This is a genomic window from Nonomuraea gerenzanensis, from assembly GCF_020215645.1.
Taxonomy (GTDB): domain Bacteria; phylum Actinomycetota; class Actinomycetes; order Streptosporangiales; family Streptosporangiaceae; genus Nonomuraea; species Nonomuraea gerenzanensis.
Window position 1 is genome coordinate 6178681 of the sequence record NZ_CP084058.1, and the last position, 20546, is coordinate 6199226.

The 20546-nt window shown below is 70.7% G+C and carries 14 protein-coding genes; 2 read left to right on the forward strand and 12 right to left on the reverse strand.

All coding sequences use genetic code 11. From position 1 onward, the window contains the following. Positions 1-41: 41 nt before the first annotated feature. On the reverse strand, positions 42-788 hold the full coding sequence (locus LCN96_RS29035; RefSeq protein WP_225265589.1) for a nucleotidyltransferase domain-containing protein: 747 nt from the start codon (positions 786-788) through the stop codon (positions 42-44). A gap of 288 nt (positions 789-1076) precedes the next feature. On the opposite strand from LCN96_RS29035, the gene LCN96_RS29040 reads away from it, so the two are divergent. Next, positions 1077-1628, forward strand: a complete 552-nt coding sequence (locus LCN96_RS29040) for an NUDIX hydrolase (protein ID WP_225265590.1) — start codon at positions 1077-1079, stop codon at positions 1626-1628. 20 nt (positions 1629-1648) lie between these two features. Here the strand turns inward: LCN96_RS29040 and LCN96_RS29045 are convergent, their stop codons facing one another. The 11 genes from LCN96_RS29045 to LCN96_RS29095 form a co-directional block, all read right to left on the reverse strand. Next, complete coding sequence (locus LCN96_RS29045) at positions 1649-2845, reverse strand: DUF6232 family protein (RefSeq protein ID WP_225265591.1); 1197 nt, start codon at positions 2843-2845, stop codon at positions 1649-1651. 320 nt (positions 2846-3165) lie between these two features. Continuing rightward, positions 3166-3438 (reverse strand): hypothetical protein, encoded by a 273-nt coding sequence (locus LCN96_RS29050; protein WP_225265592.1) that lies wholly within the window; start codon positions 3436-3438, stop codon positions 3166-3168. A 130-nt stretch (positions 3439-3568) separates the two neighbouring features. Continuing rightward, the gene (locus LCN96_RS29055; RefSeq protein WP_225265593.1) at positions 3569-7039 is read right to left on the reverse strand and encodes a ThuA domain-containing protein; all 3471 of its coding nucleotides are present in this window, start codon (positions 7037-7039) and stop codon (positions 3569-3571) included. Between the two features lie 33 nt (positions 7040-7072). Continuing rightward, the gene (locus tag LCN96_RS29060) at positions 7073-7906 is read right to left on the reverse strand and encodes a sugar phosphate isomerase/epimerase family protein (protein ID WP_225265594.1); all 834 of its coding nucleotides are present in this window, start codon (positions 7904-7906) and stop codon (positions 7073-7075) included. 51 nt (positions 7907-7957) lie between these two features. After that, positions 7958-9157: a substrate-binding domain-containing protein gene (locus LCN96_RS29065; protein WP_225265595.1), complete on the reverse strand. Its 1200-nt coding sequence runs from the start codon at positions 9155-9157 to the stop codon at positions 7958-7960. Further along, positions 9144-10094, reverse strand: coding sequence for an ABC transporter permease (locus LCN96_RS29070; RefSeq protein ID WP_225265596.1), 951 nt, complete (start codon positions 10092-10094; stop codon positions 9144-9146). The genes LCN96_RS29065 and LCN96_RS29070 overlap by 14 nt, the downstream gene beginning before the upstream one ends. Continuing rightward, the gene (locus LCN96_RS29075) at positions 10091-11098 is read right to left on the reverse strand and encodes an ABC transporter permease (RefSeq protein ID WP_225265597.1); all 1008 of its coding nucleotides are present in this window, start codon (positions 11096-11098) and stop codon (positions 10091-10093) included. The genes LCN96_RS29070 and LCN96_RS29075 overlap by 4 nt, the downstream gene beginning before the upstream one ends. Beyond that, positions 11099-12556, reverse strand: coding sequence for a sugar ABC transporter ATP-binding protein (locus LCN96_RS29080; protein WP_318528316.1), 1458 nt, complete (start codon positions 12554-12556; stop codon positions 11099-11101). It abuts the gene before it with no gap. After that, entirely contained in the window at positions 12549-14285 is a 1737-nt protein-coding gene (locus LCN96_RS29085) for a ThuA domain-containing protein (protein ID WP_225265598.1), read from the reverse strand. The genes LCN96_RS29080 and LCN96_RS29085 overlap by 8 nt, the downstream gene beginning before the upstream one ends. Positions 14286-14297: 12 nt before the next feature. Then, complete coding sequence (locus tag LCN96_RS29090; protein ID WP_225265599.1) at positions 14298-17081, reverse strand: PQQ-dependent sugar dehydrogenase; 2784 nt, start codon at positions 17079-17081, stop codon at positions 14298-14300. A 77-nt stretch (positions 17082-17158) separates the two neighbouring features. After that, positions 17159-19510: an RICIN domain-containing protein gene (locus LCN96_RS29095; RefSeq protein WP_225265600.1), complete on the reverse strand. Its 2352-nt coding sequence runs from the start codon at positions 19508-19510 to the stop codon at positions 17159-17161. A gap of 294 nt (positions 19511-19804) precedes the next feature. On the opposite strand from LCN96_RS29095, the gene LCN96_RS29100 reads away from it, so the two are divergent. After that, positions 19805-20545 (forward strand): FadR/GntR family transcriptional regulator, encoded by a 741-nt coding sequence (locus LCN96_RS29100; protein ID WP_225265601.1) that lies wholly within the window; start codon positions 19805-19807, stop codon positions 20543-20545. Position 20546: the final 1 nt, after the last annotated feature.

The window sequence follows — 20546 nt, forward strand, 5'->3', positions numbered from 1 at the left end:
GCCGCCGCCCGTTGTAGCCGCTCTGGGCGCTGCGGGCGCGCTCAACCACGCGAGCGGGCCCGCAGCACCAGGTCGTGCAGCGCCGCCTCGACGCCGGCCCGCTCGGGCAGCGCCGAGGAGTCCCGGGCCTCCTCCAGGGCCCGCCTCATCCGTTCCACGTCCGCCGCCAACCCCTCGCCCGGGACGAGGCCGCCGGGCAGGCGCCCGTGCTCGGCGGCCTGCTTGGCGGCGACGAGTTCCGGCAGGTACGCGGGCCCGTACGCGTACAGCCTGGTCAGGTCGGCCTGCAGCTCCCCCGTGCGCATGAGATGCGTGCCCGTGGCCAGCACCCGGAAGGTGTAGAGCAGCGGTTTCAGCTCCCCGGTCTGCTCGAACAACCGCCACTGCGTACGGGCGAACCCCAGGTAGTGGTGGGCGTGATGCCGCGTCAGGCAGCCGGGCGCCAGCGCGACCAGCTCCTCGTGCACCGGCGAGGACGCCACCACCAGCGGCGACAGCAACTGCTCCAGGACGTAGCCGTTGCGGCCGAGCAGCAACCGGCAGAACTTGGCGGCGTCGTGCGTGACGAGGTCCACCTCCACGCCGTGGCGCGTCCACATCCGCGACAGCGTCTCGGGCCCGTGCCGCAGCCCGGCGACCTCCTCGACGGGCAGCACGTGCATGCCGCGCAGGTCCACGTCCGAGTCCGCCGACGGGAAGCCGTACAGGTGCGCCCCGCTCACCGTCGCGAACACCAGAGGATACGGTTGCTCGCCGGGAATCTCCGCCAGCCACCCGAACAGTTCCACGAACTCCCCCTTTGTGCGCCGATCAGTGCATTTTCCCCCGAGATCGTGGCTGTGCCGTCGTCGTGCTCGTCGAAGATTCTGGCGGCGGACCCCCAGGCCGAGGCTGGGGGTGCCGTCACCTGCGGGGCTGAGCCGAGCACCAAGTCCTCGATCAGGTGTCGAGCAGGCGAGAGCTACCGAAGCACTCCATAAGCCGAGCCGGGCCGCCTCCAGAGCCGCCTCCAGAGCCGCTTCGCCGTCCGGGCCGGCACCTGCCGCTGAGGGCTGTTGATCCGTAGGCTCGGGCGTGTGGGTGATGCCAAGGTCGGTGAGTGGACGCAGTTGGGTGAGCTGGACGGGCCGGCCGGGTTCTTGAAGGTCCGTGGCCGCCGGTACCGCTACCCGGACGGCAACGAGGCCGTGTGGGACATCCTCGTGGGCGGCGCGACCGTCGCGATCGTCGCCCTGACCGACGATGAGCAGGTGGTGCTGGCCCGGCAGTACCGGCCGGGGCCCGGACAGGTGCTGCTGGAGCTGCCGGGTGGCAACGCCGACGGAGACGAGCCGGTCGAGGTCGCGGCGGCCCGGGAGTTGCTGGAGGAGACCGGCTACGAAGCTGCGGCACTCGAGGTGGTGATGCGGACGTTTCTGTCGTCGTATGCCTCGCATCGCCGTCACGCGGTCCTGGCCCGTGGGTGCCGGAAGGTCGCCGAGCCGAGGCTGGATGACGCCGAGTTCATCGAGACGGTGCTGATGCCGGTCGGCGCGTTCATCGAGCACGTGCTCAGCGGGCAGCTCACCGACACCGACGTCGCCTTCGCGGGGCTGGCCGCCGCCGGATATCTGAAGCCGTCCCCATGACCGTCCGCACGCGCGCGTGGTCAGGAAGGCGCGGGCGAGCCGGGCAGTTCCTTGCGCCCTGGCCGTGCCACCTCATGCTCGTCACATGAGTCGCTACTCGAGACGGCTTGAAGAGCGGCCAGCAGCTTGGCCGGATTCTCGAGCAGATCCGGGTTGCGTTCCATGTGCATGAGCTCTCTCTGCGTGAGATCCCGCACGGTGAGCGCCGTCCCGGATTTCAGGAGGAGCAGGGAGCCGATCATGATGGCGGCGTTGGGCTGATCCGCAAGCGCCTGGATGAGGCCGCTTACGGCGGCTGCCTTCTTCTCGTCGACCTCGGCCTGAGCGCGGTGGAGGTTCTGCAGTTCGAGGGTTCGCCGGACTTCGCCAGCGATTTCTTTCACGATCTGCGCATTACCCAGTTCTCTGCCTCGGAGAGACCATTTCCGGAACCAGGAGCCGCGGATGGCCGGCTCGTCGGTGACTGTTTCGAGACCGAAGGCGGTGGCGAGCTCCTCGAGTGCGGTTTCGACTTCTGCACTCGACGATTCCTGCTCCAAATAGACGGTGATCGGGGCGAGGTCCGCGGCGGGAGAACGGGCATGCTGAAGATGGTCGCGAATGGCGAGTTTGATGGCGGATTCCAGCACGCGCCCAGGACGCACCTCCCTTGGCGATCGAATCCCACGGTGCACGCGCAGCGTGTGAGCCGCGTCGCCGCCCACCCCGGTGTGGCCCACACCGGGGTGACTCAGCCGCCCCACGTTCGCCACCCCATGGCCTCGCACGTTGTCGACAGGAACCGCATGATCAACCTGCATGGTCACCTGCGCGGCATCGGGCCGGGCCATCGCTTCGATGATCACATGAAGCAGGGAACGGATCTCGCTCTCCTGGGCGCTCCAGAGCACATCGTGCGACGTGCCGGCATGGTCGATGACCAGGCTGTACAGAGCCGGCTCTCGAAGCGCGGCGACCAAGCGCCAGACCGACACCATCCCTGCCGCGCTCGCGGCCATCGCTCCGGCGACCTCCGAGAAGACGGCCAGACCTCCTCCGATGACCACGCTGACGCCTGCGCGAAAAGCGAATTTTCTCCAGACAGGGCCCTTTTCCCGCTTCAAACGGCGGGAGCCGACGCGAGTGATATTCACCAAGGGATAGGCATCCTGGCCGATCCACAGCACTCCCCCGCCGATCCGGACTTGAACGGATGAGTAACCGGGTGCCATCGACATGCCCCTATCCCCCGCTACGGGTATGCGTTTCCAGGCGAAGTACGGGTGTGAAACCATAACACTTCATGGCCATCCGGTAAGGCCATTGTGCTCCTTCGGAATAAGTATCCGAATAGCCGCCGCCCAGAGCGTCGAGCGCGATGCGCAGGGCCTGCGACAACGCCGTGAGCCGGTCGGGCCCGAGCCGAAGGCGTTTCGCCCGTGATGTGCAGTTCTCACTACGGAAGGCCGCTCAAAGTCTGCGTCAACGCAGAGTGATCTTCAACACGGACGCCGAGAACGAGGCCGACGACCAGTTCGCCATCGTCCACGCACTGTTGTCACCCACGTTCGACCTCCGGGGACCTGCTCGGCATGACCGGCTCCATCCCTGTCGCGATCGGCGCGACGAGCGCCCTGCCCAACGGGCGGACGCCGGTGGACTCGCCGGGAGCCCGGCTGATCATCGAGGAGCCGAAGCTCGCGAGCCAGGACGATCGGCTCTTCGTCGCCTTCCTCGGCCCGCTGACCGACCCGGCCAACGACATCCACGCCGCCAACGTGGTCTCCGACTCCGGGATCACCGGGTGGCAGGTGCCCAGGGACGTCTGCACCAAGGTCTCGGTGAGCCACGCTCCCTGGAAGACTCTCCGGTCGTCGCGCTGCTGGGGCCGGGCCCTCCCTCGACCTGGCCCGGCCCCAGCCCGGCCGCTTCAGCGACGCCTGACCTGGTGCGGCCGAAGGTCAGGTGCGGGTCCAGCGCTGGTTGGCGCCGCCGTTGCACGACCAGATGGTCAGCTTGGTGCCGTTGGCGGTGGCGTTGCCCGGCACGTCCAGGCACTTGTTCGCGCCGACGGCGGTGATGGTGCCGTCGGCGTTCATGCGCCACTTCTGGTTGTTCTGGCCGTTGCAGTCCCAGATGATCACCGCGGTGCCGTCGGCCGTCCCCGCGCCGTTCACGTCCAGGCATTTGCCGCCGTGGACGCGCAGCTCACCGGCGGCGGTCGTGGTCCACTGCTGGGCCGGCTGCCCGTTGCAGTCCCAGATCTGCGTCTGCGTGCCGTTGGCCTGCGAGGAGCCGGCGTCCAGGCACCGGCCCGACCCGGCGCCGCGCAGCGCGCCGGTGTCAGGGGGCGAGCCGTCGTCCTGCCCGACGCCCCTGCCGTTGAAGGTGACGGAGTCCAGGTCGAACGCGTTCGCGGACGGTGCCTTGAACACGACGTAAAGGTTGTGCGTGCCGCCGGGGTCGGTGACCCGTACCGCGGGCAGCGACACGTAGGTGTTCCAGCCTCCGGTCGCCGGCACGGCGCTGGTGGCGAGGAGGGGCCCGGACGCAGAGCCGGCGCGCAGCTCGATGGAGGCCCCGGTGGCGGAGGGCGCCGACACGCGGAAGGACACCGTGTCGATGCCGGACAGGCTGATCGGGGTGAAGGAGATCCAGTCGTTGTTGGAGATGTCGCCGACGCGCCTGCCGCCTTCGGCTCCGGACTGGTCGACGACGCGGATCCCGGACGAGCCGGTGAAGTGCTCGGCCTGCTTGTGCTTGGGCTGCAGGGTGATGCCGGCGGAGCCCTTCAGGCCGCCGGAGTCGGTGTAGTCGGCCGACAGGACATAGTAGACGTTGGCGGCCTCGTCGTGGCCGGAGGCGGTGGTCGTGACCGTGCCGGCGCATCCGGTGTACTGACCGGTGTCGTGGGCGTGCTGGTCGTGGCCGAGCGCGGTGATCACGTTGACCTCGGCGCAGTCGGCCGCGCCGTCCTCGGCGTCGGTGACGCTCACCGTGTAGTCCACCTCGTCGCCGAAGTCGATGAACCCGCCGTCGGGCGGGGCCGAGAAGGACACTGCGGGACGGGTGTTGCCGACGACGACGGGTACCGTGACGCTGCCCGTCTTGCCGCCCGCGTCCCGCACCGTCAGCTTGGCGGTGTAGGTGCCGTTGGCGTTGTAGGTGTGGGAGGGGTTGGCGCTGGTGGAGGTCGCGCCGTCGCCGAACTCCCAGGCGTAGGTGATCGCGTCCCCGTCGGGGTCGGCCGAACCGGCCGAGGAGAAGGCCACCGTCAGCGGCGCCGTGCCCGAGTCGGGGCTGGCGCTCGCCTTGGCCAGGGGCGCGCGGTTCCCGGCCACGTGGTCGATGCGGTAGATGCTGTCGTCGGTGTTCGCGTGGCCGAAGCCGTTGCCCCAGTCGGCCATGTAGAGGGCGCCGTCCGGGCCGAACTTCATGTCGATCGGCGCTCGCGGGGCGAGCTGCGCCACGAACGGGCTGATCTTCAGGAGGTCACCTGAGGAGTCCAGGCGGAACTCCTTGACGAAGTTGCGGCTCCATTCGTAGAAGAACGGCGTGCCGTCGTAGTAGGCGGGGAACTTCCGGTCCGAGCCGCTGGCCGCGTCGTATCGGTAGAAGGGGCCGCCCATCGGGGCGGCGCCGCCGCAGCAGTCGATCTCGGGGAACTTGGCCGAGGCGTGGTAGTCGTACCACACGGTCGCGGGCTTGGCCGCGGGCAGGCTGGTCAGGCCGGTGTTGTTGGGCGAGTTGTTGACCGGCGCCGAGCAGTCGAATTTCGGGCCGGAGGTGCCGGTGGCGAAGTTGAAGTCGTTGTACGGGAGGTTGTCGCCGACGCAGTACGGCCAGCCGTAGAAGCCCGGCTGCTTGATCAGGTTCCACTCGACGGTGCCCTCGGGGCCGCGGCTGGGGTTCGCGGCGCCCGCGTCGGGGCCGTAGTCGCCCACCGAGATCCAGCCTGTCACCTGGTCGACCGAGAAGCGGAACGGGTTGCGGAAGCCCATCGCGTAGATCTCCGGCCGGGTCCTGGCGGTGCCGGGCGCGAACAGGTTGCCGGCCGGGATCGTGTAACCGCCGTCGGCCTCGGGATGGATGCGCAGGATCTTGCCGCGCAGGTCGTTGGTGTTGGCCGAGGAGCGCTGGGCGTCGTAGTGCTCCCGGCCCTGCCGCTCGTCGATCGGGGCGTAGCCGCTGGATCCGTTGGGGTTGGTGTCGTCGCCGGGGCCGATGTAGAGGTTCCCGCCCGGCCCGAACGCGAGGTAGCCGCCGGTGTGGCCGGGCTCGTCCACGTTGCGGTACGCCGGAACCTCGATGATCTTCTTCTCCCCGGCCAGGTCGAGACCGGTGCCGTTGAAGGTGAATCTCGAGACCCGGTTCACCTCGGCGCCGCCGGCGGGTGAGTAGTTGAGGTAGATCCAGCCGTTGGTGGCGAAGTTCGGGTCCAGTGCCAGCCCGATGCCGCCGTCCTCGCCGCCGTCGTACACCGGCAGGGTGGCGATGACGCGCGTGCCGCCGCCGCCCGCGGGGATGAGGTTCACCTTGCCGGAGCGCGAGATGTAGAAGACCCTGCCGTCGGCGGCCACGTCCAGCTCCATCGGCTGGTCCGGCGCGCCGTCGAGGGTGACCTTCTGGAAGCGGGCCGCGACCGTGCCGCCGCAGTCGCCCGGCGCCGCGCCCGCCGCCCACCGCACCGCGCCCAGCAGATGCTGCCTGAACAGCGGCTCCGCGTAGGAGGACGCCTGGTGGCCCATCGCGGTGGCGAACACCCGGCCGCCCTCCGGGTTGTGGCACCAGGAGATCGGGTGGTCGGCGCCCATCCTGCTCGGCCCCGCGTCATAGGTGCTCTCGTCGGCGGTCACCAGCACGTGGACCGAGCCCCGCGTGTTCCTGTCGAAGTTGTACCACTCCTCCGTGCGCACCCACCGGTCCGGCAACCCCTTCGTGGCGGGGTGGACCTTGTCGGCCACCTTGGCGGTGCCCTGCAGAATCGACGAGTGCGCGGTCATGTGGGCGCCGGCCAGGACGACCTGGTCCCACCAGGGGAACTGCGCCTCGATGTTCATGTCGGTGGCGTTGTGGATCGCCACGACGCCGCGCCCGCTGCGCACGTAGGCCTGGAAGGCCTGGCGCTGGGCGTCGTTGTCCCACACCATGCCGTTCGTCTGGAACATGATGACCGCGTCGTAGGTGTTCAGTGTCGCGGCGGTGAAGACGGCGGAGCTCTCGCTGTGGTCGAGCTGGAAGTCGTTGTCGGCGGCCAGTTGCTGGAACATCGCGACGCCGGCGGGGATGGAGTCGTGCCGGAAGGCGCCGCTCGCCGTCTCGGTGAACAGCAGCACCTTGAACTGCGCGGCCGCGTGCGCGACCGGCGGCGGGAACGACAGCAGCCCTACCAGAAATGCGAGCAGGGCGCAGAACAGGCGTGATCTTCGCATGGCGGATCTCCTGAGGGGTTGCCGGCGTGCGGGTCAGAGGGTGCGCAGGTAGGCCAGGCCGGCCACGGCCAGGGCGTCCTGGCTGCGCGCGAGAGGCCGCCAGATGGAGGCCGCCGTGGCGATGGCCCGGTTGTGCGCGGTGAACGACTCGATGACGAGCGGGCCTTCGTAACCGGCGTCGCGCAGGGCCCGGGTGAAGCCGGGCCAGTCGAAGCGGTCGGCTCCCGGCGTGCCGCGGTCGGTGCCGCACACCTGCACGTGCGCGAGGCGGCCCGCGGCGGCCCGCACGGCGCCGGCGGGGTCCTTCTCCTCGATGTTGAGGTGGTAGACGTCGAGGGCCAGGTGGCAGTCCTCCGGCAACGCGTCGAGCGCCTGCTCGACGGTGTTGAGCAGGCTGGTCTCGTACCGGTTGAGCGGCTCGACGGCGAGCTGCACCCCGCGCCCGGCCGCATGGTCCAGGACCGGCCGCAGATTCTCGCGCAGCTCGGCGTAGACCGCCCGGCGCTCGTCCGGTGAGAGCAGCCAGGTACGGCCGACCGAGGCGTACGCCGGCCCCGCGATCACCGGGGAGCCGACGGTCACCGCCACGTCGACGCAGTGCCGCAGGTAGTCCTGGGTGTCGCGGACGGTCCGCGGGGAGGCGGCCACGAGCTCGCGTCCCGGCGGCATGACCAGCACCACGGAGGCGGCCAGCCCGTGCTCGGCCAGCACCGCCGCGGCCTTGTCCGGGTCCCAGTCGCCGGGCTGCTCGACGGGCAGCTCGATGACGTCGAAGCCCCACCGGGCGACGCGGGGGGCAAGCCGCGCCAGGTCGTCGTCGGTCAGCGGGGAGACCCAGACCCAGGTGTTCACTCCGATGGAGAACATGGTGTCCCTCCTGGTCGTCGTCAGCATGGGCCGTCAGCGTGGGAGGAGCCGTCAGCTCCTCTTGCCGCCCCAGGCCTCGGGGAAGCCGGGCAGGCTCTCGCACCCGCACAGCGCGTAGTGCAGGGGCGGCATGCCGGGCTTGAGGTAGGCCGTCAGGCTCTCGCTGGTGATCTTGGGTTGCGGCAGGTTCCACGTCCCGGGCACCTGCTCGCCCTTGAGGATCCGCAGCGCGGCGATGATCGGGGTGCGCCACTGGTAGGTGGGGTACGTGGGCGCGACGGCCGTGAGACCGGCGTCCTTCCACTTCTGCAGGAAGTCCTGCTGGTCCTCGCCGTTGATCGGCGGCACCGGCAGGCCGGCGTCCTCGAACGCCTCGATCGCGGCCACCGCCGTGGCGCCCGCGTCCATCCAGACGCCGTCGATCCTGCCGTGCCGCTGGATGTAGTCGCTGACGATGCTCTTGGTCCTGGCGGCGTCGCCGTCGGTGAACTCCACCCCCACCACTTGGAGGCGGCTCCGGTCGAAGACCACCTTCGCGGCCGACCAGCGGGTCTCCAGCACGTCCACGCCGGGCAGGATGCGCAGCGCCAGCACCTTCCCGCCCGCCGGCACCTTCCCGGCCAGGAACTCGGCAGCGTCGGCGCCGAAGGCGTAGCCGCCGATGGGCTTGATGAACGTCACCGGGCAGTCCGTCTGCACGCCCCGGTCGAACACGATGACGGGTACCTTCCCGCAGGCGGCCGTCACGGCGGGGGTGAGCGTCGCCGTGGTGTTCGGCGAGACGATCAGCGCGTCGCAGCCCTTGGCCTGCAGCTCGGCGATGTCGGAGATCTGCTTGTCGTCCTTGCCCTCGGCGTCCAGGGCGGTGAACTTGGCGATCTCCTCGTGCAGGCCCACCTCGGCCTGCATCGTCTTCCAGCCGACCTGGCGCCAGGGGTTGTCGACCGCCGCGTTGGAGAAGCACAGATGGTACGGCCCGTCCTTCTTGTACCGCGCCGTGTCGATCATCTTGGGGGCGATGGCCTGCTCCCAGGGTCGGTCCGCGGGGCCTTCGGGCGGCTGGGCGCGCATGGCGAGCTGGGCGTCGAAGTCCGCCTGGACGAAGAACTTCGACTGCGCGCCCGTACCGGAGGCCGGGGCGCTCGCGGACGCAGTGGTGGCCGCCGGCTTGTCGGTGGTGCAGCCGGTGGCGAGCGCGGTGAGCACGGTCAGCGCGGTGAGCACGGCGGCTGCGGTCTCAGGACGCGGCATGGGCGTCTCCTCTTCGGGGGGTGAGCTTCCGGGGAAGCCGGATGGTTCCTGCCGCGACCGCGGCGATGATGATGACGCCCTGCACGGTGAACTCCAGCGCCCCCGAGATCCCGTACAGGTTGAGCAGGGTGAACAGCGCCTCCAGCGTGACGGCCCCGGCCATGGCGGCCGGCACGGAGCCGCGGCCGCCGCCGAGCGCCACGCCGCCGAGGACGACCGCCGTGATGGCGGAGAACTCCAGCCCCTCGCCGGCCTGCGCCGAGACCCCGGCGAAACCGCCGAGCAGGATCGCCGCGACGGCCGCGGACAGGCCGGACAGCATGAAGGCGAAGATCCTGACCCGGTCGACCCGCACCCCGGACAGTGCCGCGGCGCGCTCGTTGTCGCCGGTGGCCATCAGCGTCCTGCCGAAGCGGGCGCGCATGAGCCGGATCGCCGCCACACCCACGACCACCAGGATCAGCACCGACCACGGCACGGGCCCGAGCCCGCCGCGGCCGAACATCCGGAAGCCTTCCGACAGCGCGCCGCGCGGCGCGCCACCGGTCCAGAGGAAGACCGCCCCGGACAGGACGAGCAGCATGCCGAGCGTCACGATGAACGACGGCACCCGCAGCTTGGTGGTGAGCACGCCGTTGACGAGGCCGACGAGCAGCCCGGCGACGATCAGCAGGGCCAGCACCGGCCACGTGGCGGCCTCGTCGCCGTCGATGAGCCGGGCCGCGATCACCACCTCGGCCGTCACCAGCGAGCCGACCGACAGGTCGAACTCGCCGGAGACGACGACGAAGTACTGTCCGGCGGCGAGGATCACCAGCGGCGCGGCCCGTTTGAGGAACGCCAGGAATCCAGCGGGTTCCAGGAAGAAGGGGTTGGCGACGGCGATCGCGGCCAGCAGCACCGCGAGGACCGCGAGGAGGGGAAGTGCCCGCTTCATGCCGGCCGCCTCGTGCCGCGCCGGGCGTGGACGGCCACCGCGACGACGATGACCGCGCCGCGGACCACGTCCTTGACGAAGGAGTTGACCTCCAGCTGGTTAAAGAGGGTGTCGAGGACGGCCAGCAGCAGGACTCCGCCCACGGTTCCGGCGACCCCTCCCCGGCCTCCGGCCAGCGCGGTCCCGCCGAGCACGACCGCCGCGATCGACTCCAGGTCGTATCCCCCGTCGGTGCCCACCGTGGGCGCTCCGGCCCCGAGCCTGGCGGCCAGCAGCAGGCCCGCGAGGCCGGCGCAGAGTGAGCAGAGCACGTGGGTGATCACGATGACGCGGGACGTGCGGATCCCGGACAGCCGGGCGACCTCCTCGTCCCCGCCCACCGCGTAGATCCGGTAGCCCAGCCGGGTCCTGCGCAGCAGGAACCAGGCCGCGACGGCCACGCCCGCCCAGAGCATGGCGGAGACGGCGATCGGCCCGGCACGGGAGTAGCCGAGGAGCTGGAACGACTCGGGCACCTTGCCCGCCGGGCCGTCGTACAGGTGGTCGACGACGCCCTTGATGACCAGTGCGACGCCGAGCGTGGCGATGAAGGCGTGCACCTGGAGCCGGGTGATGACCAGCCCGTTGACCAGGCCCACCAGCGCGCTGATGGCCAGCACCGCGGCGATCGCCGGCCCGGTGTTCCCGTCCTGGCCCGCCATGATCTCCGCGGCGACGAGCGAGGCCAGGCTGATCAGGTACGCCACCGACAGGTCGAGCGACCCGGCCAGGATCGCCAGCGTCTGCCCGACGGCCACGATGCCGAGGGCGGCGGAGCGCTGCTGGATCCCGACGACGCTCTCCAGGGTGAGGAACTGGCCGCCGTCGAGCGCGACCAGGGCCCAGCCGGCCGCGACCAGGCCGAACAGCGCGAGGAACACCCCGTGCGCGGGTTCGCGCAGGCGGCTCGCCAGGCCGGCGCGCGCCTGGAGGGCGGGGCGGCGGGCGCGCGTGAGCAGGTCCACTCAGCCCACCTCGCCCGCGGCCAGGCGCATGATCGCTTCCTCGGCGGCCCCGGCCGGCAGGGTGCCCGCGACGCGGCCGTCGCGCAGGACGACGACGCGGTCGCTCATGCCGATGAGCTCGGGCAGCTCGGACGAGATCATCATGATGGCCAGGCCGTCGTTCGCCAGCTCGCGCATCAGCTCGTGGATCGCGGCCTTGGCCCCGACGTCGACGCCCCGGGTGGGTTCGTCGAACAGCAGCACCCGCGGCGCCATCGTCATCCACTTGACGAGCACGACCTTCTGCTGGTTGCCGCCGGACAGGAAGCGGACCTCCTGCTCGCGGCGCGCGGGCGGCAGGCCCACCCGGCCGAGCAGGCCGCCGACGCCGCCGCGGTTCCCTGCGCCGACCGCGCGGGCGGCGAGCAGGGCGTTGTCGCGTACGGACTGGCGCAGCGCGAGCCCTTCGGCCTTGCGGTCCTCGGTCACCAGGCCGATGCCCAGGGCGACACCTTCCCGGACCGAGCGCGGGCGCGCGGGGGTCATCTCGCCGCTGGTGAACGGCTCCGCGCCGAAGATCGCCTTGGCGAGCTCCGACCTGCCGGACCCCTGCAGGCCCGCGATGCCGACGATCTCCCCGGCGCGCAGCTCCAGATCGATGTCGCGCAGCTTGTGGTTGCCGGCCGCGCGCAGGCTGAGCCGCACCTCGCCGGTGCCCGTGGAGCGGGGCGGGTAGTAGGCGCCGAGGTCGCGGCCCACCATGAGGCGGATCAGCTCGCCGGGGGTCACCTCGCCGATCGGGCGCGTGGTGACGCGCGCGCCGTCCTTGAGCACGGTGACCCGGTCGGCGAGGTCGAACACCTCCCGTAATCGGTGGGAGATGTACACGACGGCGACGCCGCGATCCCTCAGCCGCCCGATCAGCCGGTAGAGCAGCTCGACCTCGTGCCCGGCGAGCGCCGCGCTGGGCTCGTCCATGACGAGGAGCCGGGGGTGCACCGACAGCGCCTTGACGATCTCGACGATCTGCTGCTGGGCCACCGGCAGGCGCTTGACGGCGTCGCGAGGGCCGAAGGAGCCCACGCCGAGCTCGTCGAGGAGCCCGGCGGTCGCCTCCTCCATGGCGACGCGGTCGACCAGGCCGCGCCGGACGGGCTCGCGCCCCAGGAACACGTTCTCGGCGACGGTACGCTCGGGCAGCAGGTTGAACTCCTGGTGGATGATCGTGATGCCGGCGCGCCGCGCCTCCAGGGGATGGCCGAAGGAGACGGGCCGGCCGTCGATCTCGATCGTGCCCTCGTCCGGCGCGTGCACCCCGCAGATGATCTTCATGAGGGTGGACTTGCCGGCGCCGTTCTCGCCGACGACGGCGTGCACCTCGCCCGCCGTCACCTCCAGGTCCACCCCCGACAGCACCCGGACGCCGAGGAAGCTCTTGCCGATGCCGCGCATCCTCAGCACCTGGCCCGCTTCAGCCACGGGACCAGCGCTGGTTGGCTCCGCCGTTGCAGGTCCAGATGCGGGCCCTGGTGCCGTTGGCGGTGCCGCCCACGTCCAGGCACTTGTTCGCCCCGACGGCGGTGATGGTGCCGTCGGCGTTGTGGCGCCACTTCTGGTTGTTCTGGCCGTTGCAGGTCCAGATGATCACGGCGGTGCCGTCGGCGGTGCCGCCGCCGTTCACGTCCAGGCACTTGGTGCCGTAGACGCGCAGCTCACCGGCGGCGGTCGAGGTCCACTGCTGGTTGGCCTGGCCGTTGCAGTCCCACAGCTGCGCCTGCGCGCCGTTGGCCTGCGAGGCGCCGCTGACGTCCAGGCACCGGCCCGAGGCCGTGCCCCTGAGCGGGCCCGTGCCGCCCGGCGTGCCGGTCAGCTCCTTGATCCGGATGTTGCGGAAGGACACCACGTCACCGGAGCCGTGGTTCTGGATGCCGAGGTGGCCCTGCTGCAGCGAGCGGACCGGGTCGGTGTTGGTGAAATCGTTGATCTTGACGCCGTTCAGGAACACCTGCAGCCGCTCCCCCTCCACCAGCAGCTCGTAGGTGTTCCACTGGCCCGGCGGGTTGAGCGCCGCGTCGCGGGCGGCGAGGTCGGCGGACTTGAAGCCGTAGATCGCCCCGGTCGTCCTGTCCGCGGTGTCGGTCGCGTCGATCTGCACCTCGTAGCCGGTGTTGAGCGCCGCGCCCGGGTCGCCGGTGGCCGGGAACCCGACGATCACGCCGGAGTTGGAGTCGCCGGTCAGCTTCCAGTCGAGCTTGAGGGAGTAGGAGCGCAGCTCCCTGGCGCTGTACCACAACATGCCCATGCCGCCCTGGGAGGTCAGCGTGGCGTCGCTGTTGGCGAACGATCCCGGCCCCGCCTGTGACCAGCCCGCCGTCGAGCCGTTGTACAACGTCGTGTAACCGGTCTCCGGGCGGCAGTCGGCGTGGACGGCCCTGGCCGCGTACCGGATGCCGCCCAGCAGCAGCGAGCGGAAGCCGGGGTCGGCGTACGACTCCTGCGTGTGCCCCAGGCCGGTGTAGAACGCGCGGCCCGAGGACTGCGGACGGCACCAGGTGATCGGATGGTCGCCCATGTTGCCGCCGCTGTAGCTGCTCTCGTCCAGGCTCTGCAGCACGCGCACGTTCGGGCGGGGGTTGGTGCGGTAGTTGTACCACTCGTCGGTACGCGACCAGGTCGTCGCGAGGTGGGCGGTCGCGGCGTGCGCGCGGTCCTCGTTGCGTACGGTGGCCTGCTGGATGGCCGGATGGCTGGCGAACCAGGCCCCCATGAGCTGCCCGTAGTAGGGCCAGTTGTACTCGGTGTCCGCGGCCGCATGCACTCCCACGTACCCACCGCCGCCGTCCACGTACGACTGGAAGGCGGCCTGCTGGCTGTCGTTCAGCACGTCACCGGTGGTGCTCAGGAACACGACCGCCTGGTACTGGGCGAGGTTGGCCGTGGTGAAGGCACCGGAGTCCTCCGTGGCGTCCACGGCGAAGTCGTTGCCGGTGCCCAGGTCACGGATGGCCTGGATGCCGGCGGGGATCGCGTCGTGCCGGAACCCGGCCGTCTTGGAGAACACCAGCACCTTGAAGGCGGCGGCCTGCGCCGGGAGGGCGGGGATCATGGCCGCGGTGACGGCGATCGCCGCCAGTATCGCCGGCAGGCGGCGGGACCGAGAGGTCCTGCGGTCGTTCCCGGACGCGGCCGGGGTCAGGTGTCGGAGCATGGGGTGTCCCTTTCAGACGCGGGTCCAGCGCTGGTTGGTTCCTCCGCCGCAGGTCCAGATGCGGGCCCTGGTGCCGTTGGCGGTGCCGCCCACGTCCAGGCACTTGTTCGCCCCGACGGCGGTGATCGTGCCGTCGGCGTTCATGCGCCACTTCTGGTTGTTCTGGCCGTTGCAGTCCCAGATGATCACCGCGGTGCCGTCGGCGGTGCCGGCCCCGTTCACGTCCAGGCACTTGGTGCCGTACACGCGCAGCTCACCGGCGGCGGTCGAGGTCCACTGCTGGTTGGCCTGACCGTTGCAGTCCCACAGCAGTGCCTGGGCGCCGTTGGCCTGCGAGGCGCCGTTGACGTCCAGGCACCGGTTCGACCCCACGCCGCGCAGCGCGCTCGTGCCGCCCGTGGGCGGGGTGCCGGTGTCGAAGGTGAAGGAGTCGACGTCGAACAGGTAGCCCTGCCCGGCCGGGCCGCGGAAGACCAGGTACAGCGTGGTCGTGCCGGACGGCGCGCCGCTGAGGTTCGCCGAGACGTCGGTGAAGGTGTCCCAGCCGCCGGTGCTCGTCACGTTCGCCGTGCCCAGCAGGGTGCCGGTCGCCGAGCCGGCCCGTACCTCGATGCGGCCGCCCGCGCCGGCCGACGACACCCGGGCGGTGATCCGCGTCGCGCCGGCCAGGCTGTACGGCTGGAAGGAGATCCAGTCGCCGTCGTCGATGAAGCCGGTCGTCCTGCCGCCCTCCGCGGTGGCGTGGTCGGCCGGCTGGACGCCCTGCTGGGCGCCGAAGTGCTCGGCCTGCCGGTGCCTGGGCTGCAGCACCCGGGCGCTGGTCGAGGTCAGGCCGCCCGCGTCGGTGTAGGAGGCCTCGAAGACGCCGTAGATGTTGGCCGCCGCGTCGTGCTCGCCGTCCACCGGGACCGCGATGGAGCCCGAGCAGCCGGTCCTGGAGGTGATCTGGTGGCGGTGGCTGTCGTGGCCGAGCAGGTAGGCGACGGTGACCTTCGTGCAGTCGACCGTGCCGTCCTCCGGGTCGGTGACGGTGACCTGGAAGGGGACGGTGTCGCCGAAGGAGAACACCTGCCCGTCGGCGGGGACGGTGAGGGTGACCGAGGGCGCGGTGTTGCCCACGTTCACGATCACGTTGGCCGTGCCGGTGAGGCCCTGCGGGTCACGGACCGTGAGCGTCGCCGTGTAGGCGCCGTTCGTGGTGTAGGTCTTGCTCGGGTTCGCCGCCGTGGAGGTGGTGCCGTCGCCGAAGTTCCACGCGTACGTCAGCGCGCCGCCCTCCGGGTCGGAGCTGCCCGAGGAGGAGAAGTTCACGGTCAGCGGAGCGGGTCCGGACGTCCGGTCCGCGGCGGCCCTGGCGATCGGGTTGCGGTTGGCGCTGCCGATGTACTCGATGCGGTACAGCGCCTGGTTGTTGGCGCCGGTGCCGTAGTCGAGGACGTACAGGGCGCCGTCGGGGCCGAAGGCCAGGTCCATCACCTGCGTGCCGGACCACGGGAAGGCCGAGATCTCGCCGTAGCCGCCGTCCTGCCTGACCTCGATCGCCTTGATCCAGCGCCGGCCGTACTCGCCGGCGAAGTACCGCCCGTCGAGCACCTGCGGGAACTTGACCGGGGAGTTCAGTGCCGGGTCGAACCGGTAGACCGGGCCGCCCATCGGCGACTCCGACCCGGAGCCGAACTCCGGCGGGCTGCCGGAGTCTCCCGCGTACCGGATCCACGCCGGCTTGGCCGGGGGCAGCGTGGCCAGGCCGGTGTTGCGGAAGGAGTTGTTGGCCGGGCCGCCCGCGCAGTCGTATTTGGGGCCGGTGGTGTTGGTGGCGAAGTTCCACTCGTTGTAGGTCTCGCCGGTGGTGTTGGTGCCGGTGCAGTACGGCCAGCCGTAGTTGCCGGCGCCGGTGACGCGGTTGAACTCCACCTGTCCGCTGGGCCCCCGGCCGGCGTTGGTCACGCCCGCGTCCGGCCCGTAGTCGCCGAGGTAGACGATGCCGGTCGCCTTGTCCACGCTCATCCGGAACGGGTTGCGGAAGCCCATGGCGTAGATCTCCGGCCGGGTGCCCGCCGTACCCGGCGGGAACAGGTTGCCACTGGGGACGGTGTAGGTGCCGTCGGGCTGCGGCTTGATGCGCAGCAGCTTGCCGCGCAGGTCGTTGGTGTTGGCGGAGGTGCGCTGGGCGTCGTACTGCGGGTTGCGGTTGGTGCGCTCGTCCAGCGGGGAGTAGCCGCTCGACTCGAACGGGTTGGTGTCGTCGCCGGTGGTCAGGTATAAGTTGCCGGCGGCGTCGAAGTCGAGGTCGCCGCCCACGTGACAGCACTGGCCGCGATCGTTCGGCACCCGCAGGACCACCTTCTCGCTGGCCAGGTCGAGAGTGTCGTCCGCCTTCAGGGTGAAGCGCGACAGGTACAGCTCGCCCTTCCACTGGTCGAACTGGGACTGCGTGCCGGTGCTCGGCGCGTCACCGCTCGGCGTGCCGAGCCGCGGGGAGTAGTAGAGCCACAGGTGCCGGTTCGAGGCGAAGCCGGGATCGGCCGCCACGCCCTGCAGGCCCTCCTCGTCGTGGGTGTAGACGTTGAGCCGGCCGGCCACCTTCGTGTTGCCGGCGGCGTCGGTGACCCGCACCGTGCCGTCGCGCGCCGTGTGCACCACCGACCGGTTCGGCAGCACGGCCAGCGACATCGCCTCGCCCAGCTCCGCGCCGCCCGACGCGAGCGACACCTGCTGGTAGTCGGACGGCGGGATGTCGAGGGCGCCGGCCGGGGAGGTGCCGAGCGCGAGTGTTGCGGGGATGAGCAGCGTCATGGTGGTCAGCACGCTGAGCCACGGACGTCGGGACATGAGGGGTTCCCTCCTGCGACAGGAAGACCAGACGGACGGGGTCAGGCGCGGGTCCACCTCTGGTTGGCTCCGCCGTTGCAGGTCCAGACGCGGGCCGTGGTGCCGTTGGCGGTGCCGCCCACGTCCAGGCACTTGTTCGCCCCGACGGCGGTGATGGTGCCGTCGGCGTTGTGGCGCCACTTCTGGTTGTTCTGGCCGTTGCAGTCCCAGATGATCACCGCGGTGCCGTCGGCCGTGCCGGCGCCGTTCACGTCCAGGCACTTGGTGCCGTACACGCGCAGCTCACCGGCGGCGGTCGAGGTCCACTGCTGGTTGGCCTGGCCATGGCAGTCCCACAGCAGTGCCTGGGCGCCGTTGGCCTGCGAGGCGCCGTTGACGTCCAGGCACCGGTTCGACCCCACTCCGCGCAGCGCGCTCGTGCCGCCGGAAGGCCCGCCCTGGGGGCCGGCGGACGCGATCACGGCCTGGGCGCCGGGCGGCCAGGCGCCGTTGGCGACGGTGACGTTGTTGTTCACCACGTTGCCGCGGTCGCCGTTGGTCACGTTGGTGCTGCCGTTGGTCGACCAGTTGCCGGTGACGGTGAAGTTGCCCATGTTCTCGCCGTACCAGTAGTTGGCGGTGGCCCAGGTGCCGGTGTTCGACAGCACGTTGTTCCTGACGGTGTAGTACCTGGAGCCCTCGTCGAAGTAGATGCCGAACCAGCCGTTGGTGCGCAGGCAGTGGTTGTCGCTGATCACCGCGCCCGGGTTCCACGAGAGCGTGTAGATGCAGCCGCCGTCGGTCATCTGCTGCATGACGTCGTGCACGTAGTTGCCGACGAGCCGGTTGCCGGAGGCGGTGGTGGGCGTGGTGTAGCGCGGCTGGAAGTCGTACAGGCCGCGGTCGGCGTAGTGGGTGCTGCCGCCCGGCTCGTTGGCGCCCCAGCCGTACCCGATCGACATGCCGGTGTAGGGCAGGTTGTAGACCTCGTTGTGGGAGACGTCGGTGCCGGTGACGTACGTCGTCAGGACCGAGACGACGCCCCGGTGGTCCAGGCCCAGGTCGTGGATGCGGTTGTGGGTCACGGTGATGTTCCGGTTGACCATCCGCTGGTCGCCCGGGTGGTGCGCGTCGGCGCGCACGCCGCCGGCCACCACGCCGCCGGCCGAGCTGCGGGCGATCTCCGACCGGGTGACCGTGATGTCGGTGGCGCCCAGGCCGACCCCGCTGGCGTGCGCGTTGGCGTCGTTGCCGATGCCGATGGCCGTCTGCCCCAGGTTGAGGAAGCGGGAGTCGGTGAAGGTGATCGTGTTCGCCGCGGAGACCTGCACGGCGGCGGGCATCTGGTACCAGTTCGGCCGGGTCGCCTCGAACTCGCGGCAGCCCTGGTGGCAGGCGGTGAAGGCGGGCCGGCTCCAGTTGCCCGCGATGTAGGCGCCGGTCTGCTGGTCCACGTAGCCCTGATCGGTGCTGGGGCCGAGCCAGCTCGTGCCGGTGAAGGTGATCCCGCTGAACGTGAGGTGGTGCGCGGGCGCGTCGTAGGTCCCCCCGACGTGCAGCAGCGACTGCAGCACCGGCAGTTCCACGCTGACGTTGCCCGGGTTCTGCCCGGCGAGCGGGATGTAGGACAGGGCGCCGGTCGCCGGATCCAGGTACCACTCCCCTGGCGCGTCGAGGAACTCGTAGGCGTTGACCAGGTAGAGCGGGCCCGCCCGGTGCGGGCTGGTGAAGGTGTCGTAGCCGAAGTTGTTGTTGCTCCAGGCGGGCTGCCGCATCGTGATGAGGTTCGCGCTGATGCTCTGCACGGGCGCGTACCGGTCGGTGAACGAGCCGACGCTCTCCATCTCCACCCGGCCCTGGTTGGCGAGGTTGTTCAGATAGCTCAGCGCGCTGCTGGTGAACCTCATCCCGGTGCTGCTGGCGGTGAAGTCGGCCCGGTTGACGGCGGTGCGCGCCCGGGTGGCGAGCGCCCCGTCGACGTACAGCTGCCGGGAGTCGATCCCGGCGCCGACGGTGGCGCGCCAGATGTTCCTGCCGGAGTCCGCCAGTGACCAGCCGGTGACCGCCCTGGCTCCGCTGATGACGGGGACGGCGCCCGCGGCGGCCTGCCACCTGACGGAGTAGCCGTGGTTGCCGGAGTCGGCGGCGGTCAGCCGGAGCGGCGCCGAGAGCCGGTACACCCCGCCGGCCAGCTCCACGACGATGTCACCGGACATGCCGGCGTTCAGCGAGCGTACCGCCGTCTGCGCCGCCGACAGCGAGCACGGCTGGGCGGAGGTGCAGGCCGTGCCGGTGCCGGTGGGGGCGGCGTAGAGGGTCGTGGTGGCGGCGTGGGCCACGGAGGCGGGGGCGATGAGGGCGAACGCCGCGGTGAGCACGGCGGTGACGAAGCCGATCAGGGCGGGTCTCGGCATCGTGACAGGCGAGGATGAGGGCACAGTCGTTCCTTTGGGGGGTAGGGGCGCCGGCCTGCCTACTCATTACCTTCGGATCACGGGAACCCGTCAAGAGATTAAGCGGGCCTATTTCTCAAGTTGCACACGACGAGTTCGACCAATGTGCGCTGATTTCGGCATCTACCAGCCGAGACCACGCCTACGTGCCTCCCGGTGTGGATCGACCGTGCGATGAACCGTTCATATAAGTCGTACTCATCGGGTGGCGACTCATCAGTCATACTCAGGCAGGGAAGGCGAGGAGGGAGCACGGTGACCGACACCCCGCGCGAGAGCGGATACCGGCCGGGTTACGAGGTGGCAGCCGAGCAGGTGCTCGAATTGATCGTCAAGCTCGGCCTGCGTCCGGGCGACCGCATGCCGACCGAGAACGAGCTGGCCCAGGAGCTGGGCACCAGCCGCACCGTGGTGCGGGAGGCGGTGAAGATCCTCTCCGCGCTGGGCCGGGTGCGCGCCCAGAAGGGCCGCGGCCTGTACGTGGCCGACGACGAGGGGATGTTCGGCTCCGGGCGCTGGGGGCCCTTCTTCCTGCCGACCGATCTCGACCACGTCTACATGCTGTTCGAGTTCCGCCGGGCACAGGAGATGGAGACCAGCCGGCTGGCCGCCCGCCGCGCCACCCCTGCCGAGCTGAGGGCCGTCGAGGAAGCCGCGGGCCTGTGCCGCCGAGGCTTCGAGACCGGACGCGAGGAGCTGTTCAACGAGGGCGACGACGCCTTCCACACCGCCATCGCCACCGCCTCGCACAACATGTTCCTCCAGGTCGCCGTCCGGGAGGCGCGCAGGCTGCAGGCGCAGTCGAGCCTCATCGGCCTGCGCGGCTCGGTGGGCGGGCACGCCGCCAAGGCCGTCGAGGAGCACGACGCCATCTACCAGGCCATCCGCGCCGGTGATCCCGAAGCGGCCGCCCAGGCCGCGGCCACGCACATCGACAACACCCTCGACGACTACCGCAGGGAGATTCAGCAGCGCCTCTTCTTCTCCTCCCACTGAG